Source organism: Pseudomonas viridiflava, from assembly GCF_003702045.1.
In the GTDB taxonomy this organism is placed as follows: Bacteria; Pseudomonadota; Gammaproteobacteria; order Pseudomonadales; family Pseudomonadaceae; genus Aquipseudomonas; species Aquipseudomonas viridiflava_C.
Window position 1 is genome coordinate 38,711 of the sequence record NZ_RBTP01000003.1, and the last position, 22,859, is coordinate 61,569.

22 protein-coding genes and 1 other RNA gene are annotated in these 22,859 nt (G+C 59.5%); 4 read left to right on the forward strand and 19 right to left on the reverse strand.

The window, feature by feature from the left end:
* The 14 genes from ALP40_RS00645 to rsmI form a co-directional block, all read right to left on the reverse strand.
* Nucleotides 1-960 (reverse strand): D-alanine--D-alanine ligase, encoded by a 960-nt coding sequence (locus tag ALP40_RS00645; RefSeq protein WP_122206398.1) that lies wholly within the window; start codon nt 958-960, stop codon nt 1-3.
* Complete coding sequence (gene murC / locus ALP40_RS00650) at nt 957-2,417, reverse strand: UDP-N-acetylmuramate--L-alanine ligase (RefSeq protein ID WP_122206399.1); 1,461 nt, start codon at nt 2,415-2,417, stop codon at nt 957-959. The genes ALP40_RS00645 and murC overlap by 4 nt, the downstream gene beginning before the upstream one ends.
* Nucleotides 2,410-3,480 carry an undecaprenyldiphospho-muramoylpentapeptide beta-N-acetylglucosaminyltransferase gene (murG, locus tag ALP40_RS00655; RefSeq protein WP_122206400.1) on the reverse strand — a complete coding sequence of 357 codons (1,071 nt, stop codon included), beginning with the start codon at nt 3,478-3,480 and terminating at the stop codon, nt 2,410-2,412. Before murG ends, murC begins: the two co-directional genes overlap by 8 nt.
* Nucleotides 3,470-4,684 carry a putative lipid II flippase FtsW gene (ftsW, locus tag ALP40_RS00660; protein WP_122206401.1) on the reverse strand — a complete coding sequence of 405 codons (1,215 nt, stop codon included), beginning with the start codon at nt 4,682-4,684 and terminating at the stop codon, nt 3,470-3,472. Before ftsW ends, murG begins: the two co-directional genes overlap by 11 nt.
* Nucleotides 4,681-6,027, reverse strand: coding sequence for a UDP-N-acetylmuramoyl-L-alanine--D-glutamate ligase (gene murD, locus ALP40_RS00665; protein WP_122206402.1), 1,347 nt, complete (start codon nt 6,025-6,027; stop codon nt 4,681-4,683). The genes ftsW and murD overlap by 4 nt, the downstream gene beginning before the upstream one ends.
* Before the next feature lie 5 nt (nt 6,028-6,032).
* Nucleotides 6,033-7,115, reverse strand: a complete 1,083-nt coding sequence (gene mraY / locus ALP40_RS00670; RefSeq protein ID WP_122206403.1) for a phospho-N-acetylmuramoyl-pentapeptide-transferase — start codon at nt 7,113-7,115, stop codon at nt 6,033-6,035.
* On the reverse strand, nt 7,115-8,485 hold the full coding sequence (gene murF, locus ALP40_RS00675; RefSeq protein ID WP_122206404.1) for a UDP-N-acetylmuramoyl-tripeptide--D-alanyl-D-alanine ligase: 1,371 nt from the start codon (nt 8,483-8,485) through the stop codon (nt 7,115-7,117). The genes mraY and murF overlap by 1 nt, the downstream gene beginning before the upstream one ends.
* On the reverse strand, nt 8,478-9,941 hold the full coding sequence (locus ALP40_RS00680; protein ID WP_122206405.1) for a UDP-N-acetylmuramoyl-L-alanyl-D-glutamate--2,6-diaminopimelate ligase: 1,464 nt from the start codon (nt 9,939-9,941) through the stop codon (nt 8,478-8,480). Before ALP40_RS00680 ends, murF begins: the two co-directional genes overlap by 8 nt.
* Nucleotides 9,941-11,668 (reverse strand): penicillin-binding protein 2, encoded by a 1,728-nt coding sequence (locus ALP40_RS00685; RefSeq protein ID WP_181114267.1) that lies wholly within the window; start codon nt 11,666-11,668, stop codon nt 9,941-9,943. Before ALP40_RS00685 ends, ALP40_RS00680 begins: the two co-directional genes overlap by 1 nt.
* Entirely contained in the window at nt 11,668-11,961 is a 294-nt protein-coding gene (gene ftsL, locus ALP40_RS00690; RefSeq protein ID WP_004881511.1) for a cell division protein FtsL, read from the reverse strand. Before ftsL ends, ALP40_RS00685 begins: the two co-directional genes overlap by 1 nt.
* Nucleotides 11,958-12,899 (reverse strand): 16S rRNA (cytosine(1402)-N(4))-methyltransferase RsmH, encoded by a 942-nt coding sequence (rsmH, locus tag ALP40_RS00695; RefSeq protein WP_122206407.1) that lies wholly within the window; start codon nt 12,897-12,899, stop codon nt 11,958-11,960. The genes ftsL and rsmH overlap by 4 nt, the downstream gene beginning before the upstream one ends.
* A gap of 2 nt (nt 12,900-12,901) precedes the next feature.
* Entirely contained in the window at nt 12,902-13,357 is a 456-nt protein-coding gene (gene mraZ / locus ALP40_RS00700; protein WP_004881513.1) for a division/cell wall cluster transcriptional repressor MraZ, read from the reverse strand.
* Nucleotides 13,358-13,663: 306 nt separating this feature from the next.
* Nucleotides 13,664-14,021, reverse strand: an RNA gene (gene rnpB / locus ALP40_RS00705) — RNase P RNA component class A.
* Between the two features lie 88 nt (nt 14,022-14,109).
* Nucleotides 14,110-14,979: a 16S rRNA (cytidine(1402)-2'-O)-methyltransferase gene (rsmI, locus tag ALP40_RS00710; RefSeq protein WP_122206408.1), complete on the reverse strand. Its 870-nt coding sequence runs from the start codon at nt 14,977-14,979 to the stop codon at nt 14,110-14,112.
* Nucleotides 14,980-15,249: 270 nt separating this feature from the next.
* Here rsmI and ALP40_RS00715 point away from each other — a divergent pair, with 270 nt between their 5' ends.
* From ALP40_RS00715 to ALP40_RS00730, 4 genes are all read left to right on the forward strand, one after another.
* Nucleotides 15,250-17,064: a penicillin-binding protein activator gene (locus ALP40_RS00715; RefSeq protein ID WP_122206409.1), complete on the forward strand. Its 1,815-nt coding sequence runs from the start codon at nt 15,250-15,252 to the stop codon at nt 17,062-17,064.
* On the forward strand, nt 17,061-17,435 hold the full coding sequence (locus ALP40_RS00720) for a YraN family protein (protein ID WP_122206410.1): 375 nt from the start codon (nt 17,061-17,063) through the stop codon (nt 17,433-17,435). The genes ALP40_RS00715 and ALP40_RS00720 overlap by 4 nt, the downstream gene beginning before the upstream one ends.
* A 121-nt stretch (nt 17,436-17,556) precedes the next feature.
* Nucleotides 17,557-18,150 (forward strand): phosphoheptose isomerase, encoded by a 594-nt coding sequence (locus ALP40_RS00725; RefSeq protein WP_083182593.1) that lies wholly within the window; start codon nt 17,557-17,559, stop codon nt 18,148-18,150.
* On the forward strand, nt 18,147-18,725 hold the full coding sequence (locus tag ALP40_RS00730) for a BON domain-containing protein (protein WP_122206411.1): 579 nt from the start codon (nt 18,147-18,149) through the stop codon (nt 18,723-18,725). The genes ALP40_RS00725 and ALP40_RS00730 overlap by 4 nt, the downstream gene beginning before the upstream one ends.
* Nucleotides 18,726-18,774: 49 nt before the next feature.
* Here the strand turns inward: ALP40_RS00730 and ALP40_RS00735 are convergent, their stop codons facing one another.
* The 5 genes from ALP40_RS00735 to petA all read right to left on the reverse strand — a co-directional run bounded on the left by ALP40_RS00735 (nt 18,775) and on the right by petA (nt 22,633).
* Nucleotides 18,775-19,191, reverse strand: coding sequence for a ClpXP protease specificity-enhancing factor (locus tag ALP40_RS00735; protein WP_122206412.1), 417 nt, complete (start codon nt 19,189-19,191; stop codon nt 18,775-18,777).
* Nucleotides 19,192-19,208: 17 nt separating this feature from the next.
* On the reverse strand, nt 19,209-19,826 hold the full coding sequence (locus ALP40_RS00740) for a glutathione S-transferase N-terminal domain-containing protein (RefSeq protein ID WP_122206413.1): 618 nt from the start codon (nt 19,824-19,826) through the stop codon (nt 19,209-19,211).
* A gap of 222 nt (nt 19,827-20,048) precedes the next feature.
* Nucleotides 20,049-20,828, reverse strand: a complete 780-nt coding sequence (locus tag ALP40_RS00745) for a cytochrome c1 (protein ID WP_122206414.1) — start codon at nt 20,826-20,828, stop codon at nt 20,049-20,051.
* Entirely contained in the window at nt 20,828-22,039 is a 1,212-nt protein-coding gene (locus tag ALP40_RS00750; RefSeq protein WP_122206415.1) for a cytochrome bc complex cytochrome b subunit, read from the reverse strand. Before ALP40_RS00750 ends, ALP40_RS00745 begins: the two co-directional genes overlap by 1 nt.
* Nucleotides 22,040-22,633, reverse strand: a complete 594-nt coding sequence (gene petA, locus ALP40_RS00755; RefSeq protein ID WP_122206416.1) for a ubiquinol-cytochrome c reductase iron-sulfur subunit — start codon at nt 22,631-22,633, stop codon at nt 22,040-22,042.
* Nucleotides 22,634-22,859 lie beyond the last annotated feature (226 nt).

The following is a 22,859-nucleotide window of genomic DNA, read 5'->3' on the forward strand; positions in this document are numbered from 1 at the left end:
TTAACCCCTCGCCTGAACGCTGTCGGCCAGAATCGCCAACACCAGTTGTTGAAAATCCAGACCCGCTGCACGTGCGGCCATCGGGACCAGACTGTGATCGGTCATGCCGGGCACTGTGTTGACTTCAAGCAGCCAGAATTTGCCGTGTGCGTCCTGCATGACATCCGTGCGCGCCCAACCCGCGATGCCAATGGCTTCGCACGCACGCGCTGTCAGTTGTTGGAGTTCGTGCTCACGCTCGTCGCCAAGCCCGCAGGGAATCCGGTACTGAGTATCGGAAGCCAGGTACTTGGCGTCGTAGTCGTAGAAACTGTGGGGAGTGCCCAGGCCGATGGCGGGCAGCATCTGGCCGCGCAAAGACGCCACAGTGAACTCTGGCCCCTGAATCCACTGCTCGACCAAGACTTGAGAATCGTAGGTACTGGCGGTTTTCCAGGCGGCGATCAATTCTTCGACGCTGGTCACCTTAGCCATACCGATACTTGAGCCTTCATGGGCCGGTTTGACGATTAAAGGGAAGCCCAGTTCCGTCGCGGCAGAAATACAATCCTGCTCGCTGCCAAGTACCGCATGCAGTGGCGTTGCCAGGCCCAGACTCTGCCACACCTGCTTGGTGCGCAGCTTGTCCATTGCCAGTGCCGAAGCCAGTACGCCGCTGCCGGTGTACGGGATTTCCAGGCACTCCAGCAGCCCCTGCATGGTGCCGTCTTCACCGCCACGGCCGTGCAGCACGATGAACGCACGATCAATCTTTTCGCTGACCAGTCGCTGCAGAAAATCGTCGCCCACGTCGATACCGAAGGCATCCACCCCGGCGCTCGACAGTGCCTCAAGCACTGCCTGACCGGATTTCAGGGACACTTCCCGCTCGGCACTCTTGCCGCCAAAAAGCACGGCAACGCGGCCGAAGCTTTTCGGCTCAAGTGTCGAGCGCAGGGAAGACGGGGCGACGGCTGTCATTTCAGCTTACCTTCGGTTGAAGCCACTGTTGCGCCCACGAACAGCGGACTCTTGAGCAGTTGCGGGGCCAGGCCACCAATGTCGCCCGCGCCTTGGCACAACAGGATGTCGCCAGCACGCAGCAGCGGCTTGACCAGCGGTGCCAGCTCAACGCCACGCTCGATGTAAATCGGATCGAGCTGACCACGTTGACGAATGCTGTGGCACAAATTGCGGCTGTCCGCGCCAGGGATCGGTTCTTCGCCGGCCGGATAAACTTCCATCAGCAGCAGCACATTGGCATCGGCCAGCACCTGCACGAAATCGTCGTACAGATCGCGGGTACGACTGAAACGGTGTGGCTGGTAAACCATGACCAGACGACGATCCGGCCAGCCGCCACGTACGGCATTGATCACAGCGGCGACTTCACGCGGGTGGTGGCCGTAATCGTCGACCAGCATCACGTTGCCGCCTTCCACCGGCAATTCGCCGTAGACCTGGAAACGACGCCCCACGCCCTGGAAGCCAGACAGACCCTGAACGATGGCCTCATCACTGACGCCTTCGTCGGTCGCAATGGCAATCGTCGCGAGCGAGTTGAGCACGTTGTGGTTGCCCGGCATGTTCACGGACACGTCCAGCGGCTCGCGGTCGCGACGCAGTACGGTGAAGAACGTCAGCATGCCGTCCTGGCGCACATTGATTGCGCGCACGTCGGCTTCTTCGCTGAAACCGTAGGTCAGGATCGGGCGCTTGACCTGCGGCAGGATTTCACGAACCACCGGATCATCGATGCACATCACTGCCAGGCCATAGAACGGCAGGTTGTGCAGGAACTCGACGAAAGTTTTCTTCAGTTTGTTGAAGTCGCCTTCGTAGGTCGCCATGTGGTCGGCGTCGATATTGGTGACCACCGCAACCAACGGCTGCAAGTGCAGAAAGCTGGCATCGCTTTCGTCGGCTTCGGCAATCAGGTAGCGGCTGGTGCCCAACTGAGCATTGGTGCCAGCGGCGTTCAGACGGCCACCGATCACGAACGTCGGGTCCAGGCCACCGGCCGCGAATACCGAAGCAATCAGGCTGGTGGTGGTGGTCTTGCCGTGGGTGCCGGCAACCGCGATGCCGTGGCGATAGCGCATCAGCTCGGCCAGCATTTCGGCACGGGGTACGACCGGAATGCGGCGTTCAAGCGCGGTCGCCACTTCCGGGTTGGACGTGTTGACTGCGCTGGACACCACCAGCACATCGGCGCCCACGGTGTTTTCGGCGCGATGGCCAAGGAAAATCTGTGCGCCGAACGACTCGAGACGTTCGGTAACCGCGGAACTCTTGAGGTCGGAGCCCGACACTTCATAGCCCAGGTTCAGGAGAACCTCGGCAATGCCGCACATGCCGACGCCGCCGATCCCGACGAAGTGGATACGACGGATGCGGCGCATTTCGGGTTGCGGCATGGCGCGTTGATTCTCAACCATTGGCCACCTCCACACAGACATCGACCACGGTGTTGGTTGCATCGGGCTTGGCCAGGCGACGTGCCGTGCGGGCCATGCTGTTCAATTGTTCGGGTTGCATCAAAACCTCTTTCAGGCGTGCAGCCATCTCGGCTACGCCGGTTGTCGCTTGCGGCATGACGAAGGCTGCGCCTTCGCGGGCCAGATAGTCAGCGTTACGTGACTGATGGTCATCGATCGCATGGGGCAACGGGATCAGCAGCGACGGCAGACCGGCGGCCGCCAGTTCGCTGACGGTCAGTGCGCCTGCGCGGCAGACCACCAGATCGGCCCAGCTATACGCTTGAGCCATGTTCTGGATAAACGGCGCCACTTGCGCCTCGACGCCCACGTTGCGATAACGCTCGGCGGTAATTTCGTCGTGATTCTTGCCCGCCTGGTGGAACACTTCAGGACGGATATCCACAGGCAGTTGCGCCAGTGCTTCGGGCAGCAATTTGTTCAGCGGCTCGGCACCCAGGCTGCCGCCCAGCACCAGAAGACGCGCCTTGCGACCGGCCAGGGCCTGACGCGGCGTTTCAAGGAACAGCTCGACACGCACCGGATTGCCGGTGGTGCGGCGCTTGCTCGACGTCGCGAACGTGTTCGGAAATGCTTCGCACACGCGGCTGGCGAACGAGGCCAGGCTGCGATTTGCAGTCCCTGCGACAGCGTTCTGCTCGTGGATGATCAACGGCACACCCGCCAGCTTCGCCGCCAGACCACCAGGGCCTGTGACATAGCCGCCGAATCCGACCACGCAGACTGGCTTGAGCTCGCGCACAACCTTACGCGCCTGCATCAATGCTTTGAGCAGCATCAACGGCGCCTTGAGCAGGGACAAACGGCCCTTGCCGCGCAAACCGGTGACATTAATCAAGTGCAGCGTCAAACCGGCCTGAGGCACCAGTTCGTTCTCGATGCCGCGTGGCGTGCCTAACCAATGAACCTTGTAGCCACGCGCCTGGAATTCGTGCGCACAGGCCAGCGCCGGGAACACATGCCCGCCGGTCCCGCCCGCCATGATCAGCACATTAGCGTCCATGAGGCGTCTCCTCGGCGAAGTCGCTCTCTTTGAACTCGGCCTCTTCACTGCCCATGTTGTTGCGCGATTCCCATTCGATGCGCAGCAGCAGGCCCAGGCTGGCACAGCAGATCACCAGCGAGCTGCCGCCATAGCTGAGGAACGGCAGGGTCAGGCCCTTGGTCGGCAGCAGGCCCACGTTCACACCGATGTTGATCAGGAACTGGCCGATCCACAGGAACGAAAGGCCGTAGGCCACATAAGCGCCGAAGAACTGTTTGGCTCTTTCTGCCCACATGCCGATGTACATGCCGCGAATACTGACGAACAGGAACAGCGCGACGGTGAGCAGCGAACCGACGACGCCCAGTTCCTCAGCGAGCACAGAGAACACGAAGTCCGTATGCGCTTCCGGCAGATAGAATTGTTTCTGGACACTGTTGCCCAGACCGACACCGAACCATTCGCCACGACCAAAGGCGATCAGCGCCTGGGTCAACTGGTAACCGGAACCGAACTGGTCGGCCCACGGGTCGGTGAAGTTGGTCAGACGCGCCATCCGGTAAGGCTGGGCTTGAACCAGCACCACCACCGAGGCGACCGCCAGCACGACCATCAGCGAGAAGCGGAACAGCCCCACGCCGCCAAGAAACAGCATCGCGGCGGCTGCGCCCATCATCACGACGGTGGCACCGAAGTCAGGCTCCATCAGCAGCAGGCCCGCCATAGGCAGCAGCACGATGAACGGTTTAAAGAAGCCCATCCAGCTTTCACGCACTTCCTGTTGGCGACGAATCAGGTAGCCGGCCAGAAAGATCACCACGAACACCTTGGCGATTTCGGACGGCTGCACGTTGAACGCGCCGAAGCCAATCCAGCGCATCGACCCGTTGACCTCTCGGCCGATGCCCGGCACCAGCACCAGCAGCAACAAGCCGAACGCACCGATCAGCATCAGCCAGCCCAGACGTTGCCAGGTGGCGACCGGAATCATCATGGTCACGCCACACGCGCCCAGGCCGATCAACAGGTACACCAAGTGGCGCGTCATCATGTACAGCGTGTTGCCCGACTGCACGGCGGCCACTTCCGACGATGCGGACGTAATCATCACCAGACCCAGGCCCAGCAACGCAAGACAACCCACCAGCATCGGGAAGTCGAGGTCGATGCCCCGTCCGCTGATCAGGGGCGATGGATACGGCTTGATCACACCGAAGATCATGACAAGCACTCCACTGCCTGCGCGAACACTCGTCCGCGCTCTTCATAATTCTTGAACATGTCCAGGCTCGCGCAGGCTGGGGACAGCAATACTGCATCGCCGCTTTGCGCCAGCTCGGCGCTGCGTTCAACCGCGGCCTGCAGCGTGTCGACACGCACCAGCGGCACAGCATCGCCCAGCGCCTCGGCGAGCCGTCCGGCGTCACGTCCCAGCAGCACGACGCTGCGGCAATGCGCAGCAACCGCTGTACGCAGGCCACTGAAATCGGCGCCCTTGCCGTCGCCACCGGCGATCAGCACAAGCTTGCCCGGAATATCTGCACCCAGGCCTTCGATAGCGGCTAGGGCAGCGCCCACGTTGGTGGCTTTGGAATCGTTGTAGTAATGAACGCCGTTCAGCTCACGGACCCACTGACAGCGATGCTCCAGGCCCGTGAACTGACGCAAGGCCGACAACATGGCGTCGAACGGCAGACCGACCGCATGGCCCAGCGCCAATGCTGCCAGCGCGTTGGCCTGATTGTGGGCACCGCGCATTTTCAGGTCGCGTACCGGCATCAGGTTGTCGAACTGGAAGGCCAGGTATTTTTCGCCGTTCTCTTCGCGCAGGCCGAAGCCGTGGAAGTCCGGTTTGTTCAAACCAAACGTCCAGCACGGCAGACCCTCGCCAATCAAAGGACGGGACAGCGCGTCCTGACGGTTGACCACCACCTGCCGCGCGCCCCGGAAAATCCGGTGCTTGGCCAGGTGATAGGCAGGCAGACCGCTATAACGGTCCATGTGGTCTTCGCTGATGTTCAGCACGGTGGCCACTTCAGCGTTGAGCTGATCGGTGGTTTCCAACTGAAAGCTGGACAGCTCCATCACGTACAGCTCGACGTCATCGCTGAGCAGATCCAGCGCTGGCGTACCCAGATTGCCGCCCACTGCGACGCGCTTGCCTGCCGCTACGGCCATTTCGCCCACCAGCGTGGTCACCGTGCTTTTCGCATTGGAACCGGTGATGGCGATGATCGGCGCTTTTGCGTAACGCGCGAACAATTCGATATCGCCTGCCATCTTCACGCCACGCGTCTGAGCCTGTTGCAAGGCAGGGGTCGCAAGGGCAAGGCCGGGGCTGACGTACAGTTCGTCGGCACGGCAGAGGAATTCCACGTCCAGCTCGCCACAACGCACTTCCACCTGCGGGTAATCCCGACGCAAGGTCGCCAGTTCCGGCGGATTCTCCCGCGTGTCGGCCACAGCAAAGGACACGCCCCGGCTCGCCAGAAAGCGAACCAGGGACATGCCGCTTTTGCCTAGACCCACGACAATGCGGAAGCGGTCGGAAACGATCAGGGACACTCGCGTTACCTCAGTTTCAGCGTGGCAAGGCCGATCAGCACCAGAATCACGGTGATAATCCAGAAACGGACGATCACGCGTGGCTCGGGCCAGCCTTTGAGTTCAAAGTGATGATGAATGGGCGCCATGCGGAAAACCCGGCGACCGGTCAGTTTGAAAGACGCAACCTGAATGACCACTGAAAGGGTTTCCATCACGAACACGCCGCCCATGATGAACAAAACCATTTCCTGACGAACGATCACGGCCATCGTGCCCAGCGCCGCGCCGAGCGCCAATGCACCGACGTCACCCATAAAGACCTGGGCCGGATACGTGTTGAACCAGAGGAACCCCAGCCCTGCCCCGATCAGTGCCCCGGAGAACACAATCAGCTCGCCCGCCCCCGGTACGTAGGGAATCAGCAGGTATTCGGCAAATTTCACGTTGCCCGAGAGGTAGCAGAAGATGCCCAGCGCGCCCCCGACCATCACGGTCGGCATGATCGCCAGGCCGTCCAGGCCGTCAGTCAGGTTGACTGCGTTGCTGGAGCCGACGATCACGAAATACGTCAGCACCACAAAGCCGATGCCCAACGGGATACGGACATCCTTGAGCATCGGTACGATCAGTGTGGTTTCAGTCGCCGACGGCGCGGTCGTGTACAGGAAGATCGCCGCGCACAGGCCGAACACCGACTGCCAGAAATACTTCCAGCGGCTTGGCAGACCACGCGAGTTCTTCTCGATCACCTTGCGGTAGTCATCGACCCAGCCGATGGCACCAAACAGCAGCGTGACGAGCAGTACAACCCACACATAACGGTTGCTCAAGTCAGCCCACAGCAAAGTGCTGATACCGATGGAGGAAAGAATCAGCGCGCCGCCCATCGTTGGCGTGCCCGATTTGGACAGGTGCGACTGCGGACCGTCGTTACGCACGGACTGGCCAATCTGACGCATCTGCAGGGTACGAATCATCCACGGGCCCAGGCACAGCGAAAGGGTCAACGCCGTAAGCACGCCAAGGATCCCGCGCAATGACAAGTACTGAAAGACTGCGAAGCCTTTGTAGAACTGTTGTAAGAACTCAGCCAACAGCAGCAGCATCAATGTTTCTCCAGGCTAGAACCGCACAAAGCAGCCACGACGTTTTCCATCGCGGCACTACGCGAGCCCTTGATCAATAAAGTGGTGTTTTTGTCTTGCTCAGCGCCGAGCGCTTCGATCAGCTCGGCCTGAGTGATGAAATGGCGTGCGTGCGGACCAAACGCGCTGACTGCGTGCGTCATCAAAGGGCCGACAGCGTACAAAGCCGAAACCTTGCCTGCAGCGTAAGCGCCCACATCGTGATGGCCCTGCTCTGCCCATTCGCCCAGCTCGCCAATGTCGCCCAGCACCAGAACGGTTCGTCCGGCAAAGCTGGTCAACAGGTCAACCGCTGCGTTCACGGACGAGGGGTTGGCGTTGTAGGTGTCGTCAATCACGCGCATGCCATTGCTGGCAATGTGCGGCACAGCGCGGCCCTTGACCGGCTGTACGTTGTTCAGGCCTTCGACGATACCGTCCAGACTGACACCCAGTGCGCAGCCTGCAGCGGCGGCGGCCAGGGCGTTCGCCACGTTGTGCGTGCCCAACAGATTCAGCTGGACCTGCGCAGAACCCTGCGGGCTGTGCAGCGTGAAGCCCGGGCATCCGCGCTCGTCGCGATGCACATCGCTGGCATGCAGGTCCGCCGCTTCGTTATTCAGTGCAAACGTCAGGACCTTCCGATCACCGGCACGCTGGCGCCAGATCGGGAAAGCCTTGTCGTCCAGATTCAGCACGGCAACGCCACTGGCAGAGAGGCCGTCAATGATTTCGCCTTTGGCTTCGACGATGCGCTCAGGACCGCCGAACTCGCCCACATGCGCGGTACCCGCATTGGTCAGCACGGCAACATGAGGCTGGGTAAGGCTCACGGTGTAAGCAATTTCGCCAACACGGGACGCGCCCAGCTCGATAACGGCCGAGGTGTATTCAGGCGCCAGCTCAAGCAGCGTCAACGGCGCACCGAGATCGTTATTCAAGTTGCCACGGGTCGCGAGAACGGGACCGCGCGTGCGCAGAATGCTGGCGAGCATTTCCTTGACCGTGGTTTTGCCACTTGAACCTGTGACGGCCGCAACCGGACGGTCAACAAACGCATTGCGGTTGAGCGCCCCCAGTTGCCCCAGCGCCTTGCGGGTATCCAGCACAACCAGTTGCGCAAGGCTCGCGCCCGGCACTTCACGCTCGACCAGTGCACCAACGGCCCCCTTGGCCGCGACCTGATCAAGGTATTCGTGACCATCGAAACGCGGGCCAGTCAACGCAACAAACAACTGGCCAGGCACGATGGCGCGGCTGTCGGTGCTCACGCCGTCAAAACTGCAATCGCTGCTCACCAGACGGGCGTCGAGCGGTGCAACCAGTTCACTGAATGTCAGAGGCTTAAGCATGCGCAGGCTCCCAGGCAGACAGGGCCTTGGCGGCCTCATCGAGGTCGGAGAACGCGTGGCGCTGGCCGTCGATTTCCTGATAGTCCTCGTGACCTTTGCCGGCCAGCATGACAACGTCGTCGGCCTTGGCACTGGCAATCAATTGCGCGATGGCCTGACCGCGACCTTCCACAAACATCACGTTATCCGCCGCAACGAAGCCGGCACGGATGTCATCGAAAATCTGCGCAGGCGCTTCTGTGCGGGGATTATCGTCGGTCACGAGTACGCCGTCGGCCAGACGCTCGACCACTTCGGCCATCAGCGGACGCTTGCCACGATCACGATCACCGCCACAGCCGAACAGGCACAGCAATCGGCCCTTGGCGTGCGGGCGCAAGGCTTCGAGTACTTTTTCCAGCGCGTCTGGCGTATGGGCGTAATCGACCACGACCAGTGGTTTGTCAGCACCACCCAGACGCTGCATGCGCCCGACCGGACCTTCGAGTTTCGGCAGCACTTTGAGAATTTCGTCCAGCGCGTAATCCAGCCCCAGCAAGGCACCGACCGCAGCCAGCACGTTACTCAGGTTGAAGCGACCCAACAGGCTGCTGCGCAGGAAGTGCTGACCTTGCGGGGTGACCAGCGTGGCGCGTACGCCATCGTCGTCGAATTTGGCATCGCGGCAATACAGATAAGCCGAGCTGTCGAGCAGGCTGTACGTGATCAGCCGTGATTCATGCTTGTGGGTCGCCAGCTCGCAGCCAAACTCGTCATCCAGATTGATGACACGGCAGCGCAAATCAGGCCAGGCGAACAGCTTGGCCTTGGCCGCGCCGTAAGCTTCCATCGTTCCGTGGTAATCCAGATGGTCGCGGGACAGATTGGTCAGCACAGCGACATCGAAGGCCAGCGCAGTCGCTCGGCCCTGGTCGAGGCCATGAGACGACACTTCCATCGCCACAGCACGGGCACCGGCCTTTCTCAGGTCAGTGAGCGTCGCCTGAACGGCAATCGGGTCCGGCGTGGTATGACGTCCACTTTGCAGTGCGCCATAGAAACCGGTGCCCAGGGTGCCGACGATGCCGCAATGCTGGCCCAGCAAGTCCAGCGCCTGTGCCACCAGTTGGGTGACGCTGGTCTTGCCGTTGGTGCCTGTCACGCCGACCAGGTTCAGGCTGCGGCTGGAGTCCCCATAAAAACGACCTGCGATGGCGGACAGTTGTGCAGCCAGGCCCTTGACCGGGATCAATGGCACGTCGGTGATCGGCAACACGGTCGAGCCTTCGGCTTCGTACGCAACAGCCGCCGCGCCACGCTTGAGCGCATCGGCGATGTGCGCACGGCCATCGACCTTGAGGCCGGGTATCGCCAGAAACAGGTCACCCGGACGCACATTACGGCTGTCCAGGGTCAATTCGCGAATCAGTGCATCGCGATCGGTTTGGGCAAAAAGCTTGCTCAGATTAAAGGCCATTAACCACGCCCTCCTTTGACGACTGCAGGGGCAGTGTTGACTTGCTCAGGCGCGAGGTTGTCAGGCGACACGTTCATCAAGCGCAACGTGCCGGACATGACCTTGCTGAATACCGGAGCCGAAACCAGACCGCCGTAGTAACCACCCTTGCTCGGCTCGTCGATCACCACAACGATGGCGTAGCGCGGGTTGCTCATCGGGCCGAACCCGGCGAACAGCGAGCGGTAGGAGTTCTCGGCGTAACCCTTGGTGCCGATGGACGTCTTGCGCGCCGTGCCGCTCTTGCCGCCAACGTGATAGGACGGCACTCGGGCGCGATACACGCCACGAGGGTCTTCAATCACTTGTTGCAACATGCCTTGCAGCGTTTTGGCAGTCGCTTCCGGAATCGCTTGAACCGCTGTCGGGGCCGCGTCGCTTTTCAGAATGGTCAACGGCACGATGCGGCCGTTATTGGCCAGCGCGCCGTAGGCATGCACCAGTTGCAGCGCGGTCACCGACAGGCCGTAGCCGTAGGACAGCGTGGCCGTTTCGGCCTTGCGCCATTCACGATAGTTCGGCAGGTTGCCCACGCGCTCGCCCGGGAAACCCAGACCGGTGTACTGACCAAAACCTACGCGCTGCATGGCGCGGAAAATCGACTCGCCGCCCACATCGAACGCGACCTTGCTCATGCCGACGTTACTGGAGTTGATCAGGATGCCGGTGAGGTCGAGCACCGGGCCTTCGGTCTTGGTCACGTCACGGATGGTGTACTTGCCGATCTGCAGGGTGCCCGGATACACCTCAACCTTGTCGGTCGGCTTCCAGCGGCCACTGTCCAGCGCCGCCGTCATCGAAATCGGTTTCATGGTCGAACCCGGCTCGAACACGTCGATGATCGCCCGGTTACGCATGGCGGCAGGCACCATCGTGCGGCGGTTGTTCGGGTTGTAGGTCGGTTGGTTCACCATCGCCAGCACTTCGCCGGTCTTGACGTCCATGATCACCAGACTGCCCGCCTTCGCTTCGTTCTCGACAATGGCGTTGCGCAGTTCACGGGTTGCCAGATATTGCAGGCGCAGATCAATAGACAAAGCCAAGGTCTTGCCGGCCTTGGCGTTCTTGGTGACCTGTACATCCTTGATCAGTCGTCCGCGCCGGTCCTTGATGACCTGACGCTTGCCGGGCACTCCGGCGAGCCAGTCGTCATACGCCAGCTCGACACCTTCGCGACCGTGATCATCAAGGTCGGTAAAGCCGACCATGTGCGCGGTCACATCGCCTGCCGGGTAGAAACGACGAAATTCCTCGATGCCGTAGACACCGGGAACCTTGAGATCAAGCACCGACTGGCCCTGCTCAGGCGTCAGCCCGCGAACCAGATAAATGAATTCTTTCGTCGCCTGCGAATCGAGACGCTCGGTCAGCGCCTTGAGGTCCTGACCCATCGCAGCGGCGAGCATCGGCCACTTCGATTTGTCCTGCTGCATTTCACGCGGGTTGGCCCACAGGGTGGTGACGGGCGTACTGACAGCGAGTGGCTCACCGTTGCGGTCAGTGATCAGGCCGCGGTGAGCCGGAATAGGAATATGACGAAGGCTGCGCGCATCGCCCTGCTCCTTGAGAAAGGTGTGGTCAATGACCTGAAGGTCCACGATGCGCCAGCAGATGGCGAGGACCAGGCTGACCAGTAATCCCACGACAACCCGAAAACGCCACGGGTAAAGAGCGCCCTCAAGCTTCATCATGGCGCCACCATCCGGACTTCGGCAGCGTTGGGAATGCGCATTTTCAATTGTTCGGTCGCCAACTGCTCGATACGGCTGTGGGCGGTCCAGGTGCTTTGCTCAAGAATCAGCCGGCCCCACTCGGCCTGCGCTTTGTCGCGCACGCTCATTTCCGAATACAGCGAGTTGAGCAATTGACGATTCAAATGCGCGCTATAGGAAACGCCAATTGCCGAAACGAGGACGGCAATGAACAGCAGCAGCATAATGAAGCTGCCACCGGGCAAAGGTTTCAGGAAAAGACGGCTCACCTGAGCTTCTCCGCTACACGCATGACAGCGCTGCGCGAGCGTGGATTGGCCTTGGTTTCATCGTCGGATGCAAATTGAGCCTTGCCGTGAATCTTGATCTTCGGCTCGAACGCCTTGTACTGGATCGGCAGGTTGCGGGGCATGTTGTCGGCTTCGCCCTTGGCGAGCTTGCGCATGAACAATTTGACGATCCGGTCTTCCAGCGAATGAAAGCTGATCACGACCAGACGACCGCCAATTTCCAGTGCATCCAGCGCAGCTTCGAGGCCAGCTTCAAGGTCGCCCAGTTCGTTGTTGACGTGGATACGCAGACCTTGAAAGGCCCGCGTCGCAGGATTCTTGCCTTTTTCCCAGGCGGGGTTGGCGACCTTGAGGACTTCTGCCAGATCGGCAGTTCGCTCGAAAGGCTGGATTTCGCGGCGCTGCACGACTGCGTTGGCCATGCGCTTGGCGAAACGCTCTTCACCGTACTCTTTGAAGACTCGGGCAATTTCCTCGGCTGGCGCCGTGGCGATGAACTCGGCCGCACTCACGCCACGCGTCGGATCCATGCGCATGTCCAGCGGGCCGTCGTTCATGAAACTGAAACCGCGCTCAGGGTCGTCAAGCTGTGGAGAAGACACACCCAGGTCCAGCAGGATGCCACTCACTTTTCCCGCCAGGCCCCGTTCTTGAGCCTCCGAGCCCAATTCGGCAAAGCTGCGCTGCACAATGACAAAGCGGCCGTCTTCGGCCGCTAGCGTTTGCCCCGTGGCAATCGCTTGAGGATCCTTGTCAAACCCGAGTAACCGGCCATTAGGGCCAAGGTGACTGAGAATAAGCCGACTATGACCGCCACGCCCGAACGTTCCGTCCATATAGCAGCCATCCGCGCGCAACGCGAGAGCCTCCACGGCTTCTTCGAGCAGTACGGTGATGTGGGTAAAGCCGCTATTCATAGTCACAGGATCAGGTCACGTAATTCATCAGGCATCGCGCCAGGTTGTTGAATGGCAGCAAGGTCCGCATCAGCAAGAGCGTTCCAGGCGTCCTCGTCCCACAGTTGAAACTTGTTGAGTTGCCCCACGAGCATCACGCGCTTATCCAACTTGGCATATTCACGAAGGCGCGGAGGAACCAGAAAACGCCCGCTGCCATCAAGCTCCAGATCGACTGCATTACCAATCAAAAGCCGCTGCAAACGGCGGTTTTCTTCACGAAACGTAGCCAGCTCACGAAGTTTGGCTTCAATCAGTTCCCACTCGGACAGCGGATAAAGACACAAGCAGGGGTCAACGGCATCTATGGTCACGATCAATTGCCCCGCGCTACGCGAATCCAACTCGTCACGGTACCGACTCGGCATAGCGAGACGGCCCTTGGCATCGAGATTGATCGCGTTGGCACCACGGAACACAGGCGCATTCTCCAAATATTAGCTTTTTGCGCTCAAAAAACCCACTTCGTGCCACTTTCTGCCACTTGCGCACACTATAGGAATGCGCCTGCCACACCGTCAAGGAGCGCTCTCAAGGAAAAGCCTTACATTTCGCAGATTTAGGAGTGGTATTGGAGGGTTTGACGCAAATCGAAGAAGGTTCTGACGGACAAATTCAATTCAACTCAATCCGCTAGGGTTTGAAGTTAAAGTGATTTGTGAAGTGTAAGATTTTTTTGGTATTACGAAGGGGTTTTGCTGCTTAAAAGCGAGGGGATGAAAAAGGTGGAGAGTCGATCTGTAAGCCGGGTTCTGTCGAGGACAGTCATTCCTCTACGACGGCCATCACTGGACGTCTTTAGCAACCTACCCGGTTCCAGCGCGGGCCACGCCTAGGAACCCTATTTGGTCTTGCTCCGAGTGGGGTTTACCTTGCCACGAACTGTTGCCAGACGTGCGGTGCGCTCTTACCGCACCTTTTCACCCTTACCGGCACCGAAGTGCTTAGGCGGTTATTTTCTGTGGCACTTTCCGTAGGCTCGCGCCTCCCAGGTGTTACCTGGCACTCCGCCCTATGGAGCCCGGACTTTCCTCCCCCCTTTGTTGCGGAACAACAAAAGGCAGCGACTGTCCAATCGACTCTCCGCCGACAAGGTTAGCGGCACACGCCATCGAGAACAAGCTTTAAAAGCTTGGGCGGCTTGTGTGAGCCTTTGAAAAACAGGCACTTCTCACTCTTGCTGCTTGTCCAGCGCCACCTGATAAAGCAGGTTCTTGCGCACCCCTGTTATCTGCGCAGCCAGCGCAGCCGCACGTTTGAGCGGCATTTCCTCAAGCAACAGGTCCAGAATCCTGCGAGCCTCGGCACCGATGACATCCTCATCCTCAGGTGGCGTCCAGCCTGCGACCAAGACCACGCATTCGCCACGCTGCTGATTACTGTCCGACTCGACAAAAGCGCGCAGCTCGCCCAAGGGAAGACCTTTGAGCGTTTCGAAAGTTTTGGTTATTTCACGCGCCAGCAATGCAGGACGCTCCGCGCCGAACACCAGTTCCATGTCCTGCAGGCATTCAAGAATACGGTGCGGCGCCTCATAGAAGATCAGCGTGCGCGGCTCTTCCTTGACCTGCTCAAGCCGGGCTCTTCGCCCCACCGCTTTTGTAGGCAGAAAGCCCTCGAAGATAAACCGGTCCGAAGGAAGCCCCGCTGCCGATAACGCAGCGATCAACGCACAGGCACCGGGTACAGGAACCACCGGCACACCGGCTGCGCGTGCCTGGCGCACCAAGTGGTAACCGGGATCGGAAATCAGCGGCGTGCCTGCGTCGGAGATCAGCGCGACGTCATCCCCGGCCAGCAGACGAGTGATAAAGCGGCTACCCTCATCACGCTCATTGTGTTCATGGCACGCCGCCAATGGTGTCGATATGCCAAAGTGCTGCATCAAACGCGACGAGTGCCGTGTATCTTCTGCGGCAATCAATGCAACCTCGCGCAGCACCTTCAATGCGCGCACGCTCATGTCATCCAGATTGCCGATAGGCGTAGCCACCACATAAAGCGAGCCAGTGGTGGAATTCGAAGCAACCGGGACAGTCAAAGCGCAAACCTCATGTTCATTAACGTGATGTGAATAAAACCAGCATTGTACAGGCTACGGCCCGAATCATTGGCCTGGGCATCAGGGAAGCTTAAAAAGGAATAAAAAGCATGGTAATTCTTCAGCGCCGCACACCGCGGCAAGCTGTAATAGAAAGAATTGTCCGATAGAAGACACTATCACAATCAATATCACACCTTCGAAGTCGCGCCCCGGCCAGTGCTTGGGTACAATTCCCCGTTAATTCGCTTGAGTATCAGGAACACATCAATGATCGCTTGTCTGCGGCTGTTCTCTGCCCTCTGCCTCGCTGCCCTTCTTGCAGCCTGTGCCAGCTCGCCCTCGTCCAGCCTTGGCGAGCTTCCTCGCACTCCTGATGCCAGCATTGAGCAATTGCTCGATCAGGCCTCGGCTGCCAAAACACCTGAACAGGCCGCCACATTGCGCCTGAGCGCCGCCGACCTGGCCAACCGCCAGAACGATGCGGGTCGCGCTGCGCAGATTCTTGCCCAGGTGCAGATGGATCAACTCAAGCCCGGCCTGCAGGTCTTCGCCAGCACGCTGTCCGCCGAACTGGCGATGGGCCGTAACCAGCCCAAGGCCGCCCTGACCGCCCTGAACCACCCAAGCATGCAACGCCTGGGCGAGCTCTCGGTCGAGCAGCAGGTGCGCACCCACATGGTCAAGGCCCGCGCCCTGGAAGCTGACGGCCAGATCCTGCCCGCTGCCAACGAGCGCGTCTTCGCAGGTCCGCTGCTGAAAGATGCCGACGCCGCTGCCAACAACGATGCCATCTGGAAACTGGTGTCCTCGCTGCCCGCCGAACAACTGCAGGCCAACGCGAGCGGCGACATGGGTGGCTGGCTGAGCCTTGCGCGCTCGGTGAAAGGTGCAGGCACGCTGGAACAGCAGCAGGCCGCCATCGACACTTGGAAAGCCCAGAACCCGCAGCACCCTGCTGCACTGCAACTGCCAACGACGCTTGCCCAACTGCGCGCCCTGACCAGCGAACCGCTGACCAAGATCGCCCTGTTGCTGCCACAGGACGGCCAACTGGCTGCAGTTGCCAAGGCGCTGCGTGAAGGCTTTATGGCCGCTCACTATCAGGCCCAGCAGGCAGGTCAGAACCCTCCTGCCATCCAGGTTTTCGACAGCTCGCGCCTGACTTCGATGGACGAATTCTATCGTCAGGCCCAGGCGGCCGGTGTGCAGTTGGTGGTCGGTCCGCTGGAGAAAAATCTGGTTAAGCAATTGAACAGCCGTGAGCAACTGCCTATCACGACCCTGGCGCTCAACTACAGCGATGCGGGCAACGAAGGCCCTCCACAGTTGTTCCAGTTCGGCCTCGCCGCAGAAGATGAAGCACGCGAAGTCGCACGTCGTGCCTGGGCGGATGGCAAGCGCAGCGCTGTTGCAATGGTGCCGAAAGGCGAATGGGGCGACCGCGTACTGGATGCTTTCCGTAAAAGCTGGCAGGCCAAGGGCGGCACCCTGATCGCCGCCGAACATGTCGACCAACCGGTTGAGCTGGCCCAGCAGGTTGCCGACCTGTTCCAGTTGCGCAAAAGTGAAGGCCGCGCCCAACGCCTGCAAAGCACTGTCGGCACCGATGTGTCGGCACAGCCGAGCCGTCGCCAGGACATCGACTTCATGTTTCTGGCGGCCACCCCTCAGCAGGCCCAACAGATCAAACCCACAATGGTGTTCCAGTACGCCGGTGACGTTCCCGTCTACGCCACGTCGCACCTGTTCACCAACAGCAATGATCACGCCCAGTACATGGACCTGAACGGTGTGCGCTTCTGCGAAACACCTTGGCTGCTCGATGCAAACGACCCTCTGCGCCAGCAAGTGACCGCTCAATGGCCACAGGCCGCAGGCAGCCTGGGCCGCCTGTACGCGATGGGCATTGACGCTTACCGCCTGGCACCGCGTCTGGGCCAGCTCAAGACCATGCCCGACAGCCGCATCGACGGGTTGTCCGGCAGCCTGAGCATGAACCCCGGTCGTCGCGTTGAGCGCCAACTGCCGTGGGCAGAGTTCGTGGACGGCAAAATTCAGCGCCTCCCGGACACAGCACCTTGATTGAACGCAACACCCGGCAACAAGCAGGGCGCGAGGCCGAAGCCTACGCCCTGCAGCATCTACAACAGCAGGGCCTGCGCCTGATTGCACAGAATTGGTTATGCAAACGTGGCGAGCTTGATCTAGTCATGCTCGACGGCGATACAGTAGTATTCGTCGAAGTTCGCTACCGCCGCCATTCCGGCTGGGGTGGCGCGGTGGAAAGTGTCGATTTTCGCAAGCAGGCGAAGCTCGTCACCGCTGCACAGCTTTTCCTGCAACAAGAGTCAGACTGGGCCCGCTATCCTTGTCGTTTCGACGTGATTGCGGTTGAAGGGGCACCGGGCAACGCGGCGCCTTTGAACTGGATCAAGAACGCTTTCGACAGCTGACAGGCACGCAGCACAGTCATGACCGGCAGACGCCACCACCACTACCGATTTCGCTATTGCTTTGCGGGCTGCACACCGGCATGCCGGGCAGCCGCCGTACGCTCTAATTAAGGTCACATTGATGGACATGCAATCCCGAATTCGCCGGCTGTTTCAAGCCAGCATCGACACCAAGCAACAGGCGATGGAAGTCCTCGCCCCCTTTATCGAGCAAGCAAGCCAGGTCATGGTCAACGCCCTGCTCAATGAAGGAAAAATGTTGTCGTGCGGCAATGGCGGTTCGGCCGGCGATGCGCAGCATTTCTCGTCCGAACTGCTTAACCGGTTCGAACGCGAGCGCCCCAGCCTGCCTGCCATCGCACTCACCACCGACAGTTCGACCATCACCTCGATCGCCAACGATTACAGCTACAACGAGATCTTCTCCAAACAGATCCGTGCACTGGGTCAGCCAGGTGATGTGCTGCTCGCCATTTCCACCAGCGGCAACTCGGCAAATATTATTCAGGCCATCCAGGCCGCACATGATCGCGAAATGATTGTCGTAGCATTGACGGGACGAGACGGTGGCGGCATGGCTTCGCTGCTACTGCCGGAGGACGTGGAGATTCGCGTACCGGCCAACGTCACGGCACGTATACAAGAAGTCCATCTGCTGGCGATCCATTGCCTTTGCGATCTAATCGACAGCCAACTGTTCGGGAGTGAAGAATGACCCCTAATCGTCTTAGCCTACTGGTTCTGACACTGTGCCTGAGCGTGACTGGATGCAGCTCGATTATCACCGCCAGTCGCGACAAGCCGATCGAGGATGATCGTGGCACGCGCACGTTTGGCAGCAAGATCGACGACTCACTGATCGAAACCAAAGCGGCTGTGAACATCTCCAAGGCCAACCCTGACCTTGCAGAAGGCTCCCACATCGTCGTGACGAGCTTCAACGGCATCGTGCTGCTGGCGGGGCAGGTTCCGCGCGCAGACCTCAAGGCGATCGCTGAACAGGCTGCAAGCTCCGTACAGCGCGTCAAGAAGGTCAACAACGAGTTGCAGGTCATGGCGCCCTCCTCGCTGTTGGCTCGCAACAATGACGCCTGGCTGACCACCAAGGTTAAAGGCCAGATGATTGCCGATGCCTCCATCCCCGGCTCACGCATCAAGGTCGTGACCGAGAACGGCATCGTGTTCCTGCTGGGTCTGGTAACTCAAGAGGAAGCCAACCGCGCGACCAATCTGGTTCAGGGCGTGTCAGGTGTACAGAAAATCGTCAAACTGTTCGAATACATCGACTGACAGCCAGACGGCAGACATGAAAAAGGCGATCCTTGCGGATCGCCTTTTTTTATTTCACCACTTTAAGGCTTGGCCTGCCTGTCGGACGAGGCGGCTCGCTGTCCGGCGGCGTATCGTCGCCGTCATCCAGCTCGATCTCTTCATCCTCTTCCAGAGAGGGCTCCAGATCGAAAACCATACCCTGCCCATTCTCGCGGGCATAGATTCCAAGAATCGCGGCGACAGGGACGTAAAGCGTATGCGGCACACCGCCGAAGCGGCCTTCAAAACTGACTGCTTCGTTGTCCATGTGCAGGTGACGCACTGCACTTGGCGAAACGTTCAGGACAATCTGTCCATCGTTGGCAAACCCCTGAGGGACCTGCACGGACGGGTACTCCGCATTGACCAGCACATGCGGGGTGCAATCGTTATCGACGATCCACTCATAAAGAGCACGAACCAGATAAGGGCGACTGGAGTTCATCAACGGCTCCTTAAGCCTTAGCGCATTTCACGTTCGGCAGCAGACAGACTTGCCTGAAAAGCCTCACGCGCAAATTGGCGCTCCATGTAATCAAGCAGCGGCTTGGCAGGCCGCGGCAATTCGATACCCAGAATCGGCAGACGCCAGAGTATGGGCAGTAGACAGCAATCGACAAGACTTTGCTCGTCACTCAGAAAAAAAGCTTTTTCCGCAAACAACGGCGAAACGCCAGTCAGGCTTTCACGCAATTCCTTGCGCGCTTGCACGCGGGCCGCCTCCTTGCTACGTGTATCCAGAATCAGATCCACCAGTGCGCACCAGTCCCGCTGTATCCGATGGATCAACAAACGACTGTTGGCACGCGCTACCGGATAGACAGGCAACAAGGGCGGATGCGGATAGCGCTCGTCCAGATACTCCATCACGACCGTGGACTCGTATAACGCCAGGTCGCGGTCGACCAGCGTCGGGACGCTGCCGTACGGGTTCACTTCAATCAGTTGCGGCGGAAGACGTCCCGCGACAACATCAATGATCTCAGCGCTGACACTTTTCTCGGCGAGCACGATGCGCACACGATGGGAATAGTGGTCGGCGGGGTCGGAGTAACAGGCCAACCGGTTGGTCACGCCCATGGCGATCCTCCTCGCTTGTTAAAAATGATCGGACAGACAAACGATGCACCCAAGGGGCGCCTCAGCAGCGAGCGCGACGGGGCAGGCGTTCGCTGCGGGCGACACGATAGCTCATTTACGCCCACTAAATTCTGTAATCTTGCGCCGCTAAGCTGTTCGCCGCGCATTTGACCGACATGGCGGCCGCAATGGCGCATTTTTGTAATGCTGGCATGACAACGCCTAATGAACGTCCTTCCAATATTCGCGCTTGAGCAGGTAGACAAAGATCAGCAGGAAAGCCAGGTACAGCAATACATAGGTGCCGATGCGCTGATGACGTAGCTTGACCGGATTGGCGGAATAGTCGAGGAACGTCACCAGATTCCTGATTTTTTCATCGAACTGCTCAGGGGTCAGGCTGCCTGAGCGGGGGACGATGGTCAGTTGATCGCACGCCTCGCGAGTGAGCGGCGTTCCGGTTAACGGATCGAAACGCTTCTTGCCGCCCTCCTCGACCTGCACCTGCTTGCAGCCGAGCACCTGACGCCCTTGCAAGCTTACGAGCACATTCGGCATGCCTACATTGGGGAAGACCTTGTTATTAACGCCCCAGGGCCTCGACGGATCCTCGTAGAATGAACGCAGGTAGCCATAGAGCCAATCGTTACCCCGCACCCGCGCCACGAGGGTCAGGTCAGGCGGCGCAGTGCCAAACCAGGCTTTTGCGTCCGCAGGGCGCATACCGGTCTCCATGTGATCCCCGATCTTGGCGCCCGTAAATACCAGCTTTTCAAGCATCACATCGTGGGGGATCCCAAGGTCATCGGCTACGCGTTCGTAACGCTGATACTTGGCGCTGTGACAGCCCATGCAGTAATTGACGAATGTGCGCGCACCGTCCTGCAACGCAGCCTTGTCGGAAACGTCGATATCCACACGCTCAAGCGATGATCCGCCCTCTGCCCCGAACACGAGCGTCGGCAGCGCCACGAGCATCAACACAGTTAGAAGCTTTCTCATCACCCCGTCACTCTCTCCGGAACCGGCCGCGTGCGTTCCAGCCGGGTATAGAACGGCATCAGCAGGAAATACGCGAAGTACAGACAGGCACCTATCCTCGCCACTACCGTACCGCCCGGCGTTGGAGGCTGAACACCCAGGTAGCCGAGCGTCACGAATGACACGCAGAACAGAATCAGCGCCACCCGACTGATCCAGCCCTTGTAACGCATGGACCTGACCGGGCTGCGATCCAGCCACGGCAGCACGAACAACACCGCGATGGCCGCGCCCATCGCCATGACACCCATCAGCTTGTCCGGCACCGCGCGCAAGATTGCGTAGAACGGCGTGAAGTACCAGACAGGCGCAATGTGCTCGGGCGTCTTGAACGGGTTGGCTGGCTCAAAATTCGGCTTTTCCAGAAAGTAGCCGCCCATCTCGGGGAAAAAGAACACGACGGTGCAAAAAACGAACAGAAACACCACAACCCCCACCAGATCCTTGAGGGTGAAGTACGGATGGAAAGGAATGCCATCCAGAGGCTTGCCGTTTTCATCCTTATGTTTCTTGATATCAATGCCGTCAGGATTGTTCGAGCCCACCTCATGCAGCGCGAGAATATGCAGCACCACCAACCCGAGAATTACGATGGGCAACGCCACTACATGCAGGGCAAAGAAGCGGTTAAGCGTGATGCCGGATACCAGGTAATCGCCACGAATCCACTGAGTCAGGTCTTCGCCGATCACAGGAATCGCCCCGAATAGCGAGATGATGACCTGCGCCCCCCAATAGGACATTTGCCCCCAGGGCAGCAGATAACCCATGAACGCTTCCGCCATCAAACTCAGGTAGATCAACATGCCGAAGATCCAGACCAGCTCCCGCGGCTTTTGGTAAGACCCGTAGAGCAAGCCGCGAAACATGTGCATATACACCACGATGAAGAAGGCTGAAGCGCCTGTCGAATGCAGCAGCCGCAGGATGGCCCCGTACTCGACGTCGCGCATGATGTATTCGATCGAAGCGAACGCACCTTCTGCCGTCGGCGTGTAACTCATCGTCAGCCAGATGCCGGTCAATATCTGATTGACCAGTACCAGCAGGGCCAACGAGCCAAAGAAGTAGAGAAAATTGAAATTGCGCGGGACGTAATATTTGCTGAGGTGGTCTTCCCACATGCGTGTGGCGGGAAAGCGTGCATCTATCCAGTCCATCAGCCTGCCCATCTATGCACCCTCCTGATCGACGCCAATGACAATGACCGTGTCCGACTCGTAGGAATACGGAGGTACAGGCAGATTCAGCGGGGCAGGTTGCGATGCATATACCCGACCGGCCAGATCGTAATGAGAGCCGTGACAAGGACAGAAATAGCCGCCCACCCAATCTTTTCCAAGGTCGGCGGGAGCCACTTCAGGACGAAAGGTCGGTGAACAACCCAGGTGCGTACAGATACCGACCAGCAGCACGATATCCGGTTTGATCGAGCGCAGCGCCCGATCCACATAGCCTGGCTGAACGGAGGCCCTGGATTCAGGGTCGGACAGCTTCCCGGTCAGCCTGGAAAGCTTGTCGAGAATCTCCGGACCACGCCTGAGAATGAACACCGGCTGACCGCGCCACTCGGCGACCATCTGCTGACCCGGCTCGATCTTGCCGATATTGACCTTGACCGGCGCACCCGCCGCCCTGGCCTTGGCACTGGGCGACCACGACCCTACGAATGGGACAGCCGCCCCCACCGCGCCCGCCGCAGCGACCACAGACGTTGCCGTCACCAGAAAGCGACGCCGGCCAGCATTCACGCCGTCATTGCTCATCCCCGCCTTCTCCCATCAGCTATCGTCCTGCCGAATCAGACGCTCGCCTGATAAAAATTAGCCGTTAAAAGGGCTCTCGGAGGGTAAATAATCCCCCTTGACGCCACATGGTCAATCATCAGTGAAGCTCTTGTAAACCGTGCCTTACAGCCGCGCCTTACCCTGCAAAAAAACTGACGCCCATAAAAAAACGCCCAACTCGATAAACGAGGTGGGCGTTCTTTTT

What these genes read in the sequence shown, in the direction of transcription:
- ftsW (WP_122206401.1), bottom strand. Translation starts at nt 4,684, where the DNA reads ATGATCTTCGGTGTGATCAAGCCGTATCCATCGCCCCTGATCAGCGGA.
- mraY (WP_122206403.1), bottom strand. Translation starts at nt 7,115, where the DNA reads ATGCTGCTGCTGTTGGCTGAGTTCTTACAACAGTTCTACAAAGGCTTC.
- ALP40_RS00645 (WP_122206398.1), bottom strand. Translation starts at nt 960, where the DNA reads ATGACAGCCGTCGCCCCGTCTTCCCTGCGCTCGACACTTGAGCCGAAA.
- murG (WP_122206400.1), bottom strand. Translation starts at nt 3,480, where the DNA reads ATGGACGCTAATGTGCTGATCATGGCGGGCGGGACCGGCGGGCATGTG.
- murC (WP_122206399.1), bottom strand. Translation starts at nt 2,417, where the DNA reads ATGGTTGAGAATCAACGCGCCATGCCGCAACCCGAAATGCGCCGCATC.
- rsmH (WP_122206407.1), bottom strand. Translation starts at nt 12,899, where the DNA reads ATGAATAGCGGCTTTACCCACATCACCGTACTGCTCGAAGAAGCCGTG.
- ALP40_RS00725 (WP_083182593.1), top strand. Translation starts at nt 17,557, where the DNA reads ATGGACATGCAATCCCGAATTCGCCGGCTGTTTCAAGCCAGCATCGAC.
- ALP40_RS00680 (WP_122206405.1), bottom strand. Translation starts at nt 9,941, where the DNA reads ATGGCCTTTAATCTGAGCAAGCTTTTTGCCCAAACCGATCGCGATGCA.
- ALP40_RS00685 (WP_181114267.1), bottom strand. Translation starts at nt 11,668, where the DNA reads ATGAAGCTTGAGGGCGCTCTTTACCCGTGGCGTTTTCGGGTTGTCGTG.
- ALP40_RS00745 (WP_122206414.1), bottom strand. Translation starts at nt 20,828, where the DNA reads ATGAGAAAGCTTCTAACTGTGTTGATGCTCGTGGCGCTGCCGACGCTC.
- ALP40_RS00750 (WP_122206415.1), bottom strand. Translation starts at nt 22,039, where the DNA reads ATGGGCAGGCTGATGGACTGGATAGATGCACGCTTTCCCGCCACACGC.
- ALP40_RS00730 (WP_122206411.1), top strand. Translation starts at nt 18,147, where the DNA reads ATGACCCCTAATCGTCTTAGCCTACTGGTTCTGACACTGTGCCTGAGC.
- ALP40_RS00715 (WP_122206409.1), top strand. Translation starts at nt 15,250, where the DNA reads ATGATCGCTTGTCTGCGGCTGTTCTCTGCCCTCTGCCTCGCTGCCCTT.
- ALP40_RS00740 (WP_122206413.1), bottom strand. Translation starts at nt 19,826, where the DNA reads ATGGGCGTGACCAACCGGTTGGCCTGTTACTCCGACCCCGCCGACCAC.
- petA (WP_122206416.1), bottom strand. Translation starts at nt 22,633, where the DNA reads ATGAGCAATGACGGCGTGAATGCTGGCCGGCGTCGCTTTCTGGTGACG.
- ALP40_RS00735 (WP_122206412.1), bottom strand. Translation starts at nt 19,191, where the DNA reads ATGAACTCCAGTCGCCCTTATCTGGTTCGTGCTCTTTATGAGTGGATC.
- murF (WP_122206404.1), bottom strand. Translation starts at nt 8,485, where the DNA reads ATGCTTAAGCCTCTGACATTCAGTGAACTGGTTGCACCGCTCGACGCC.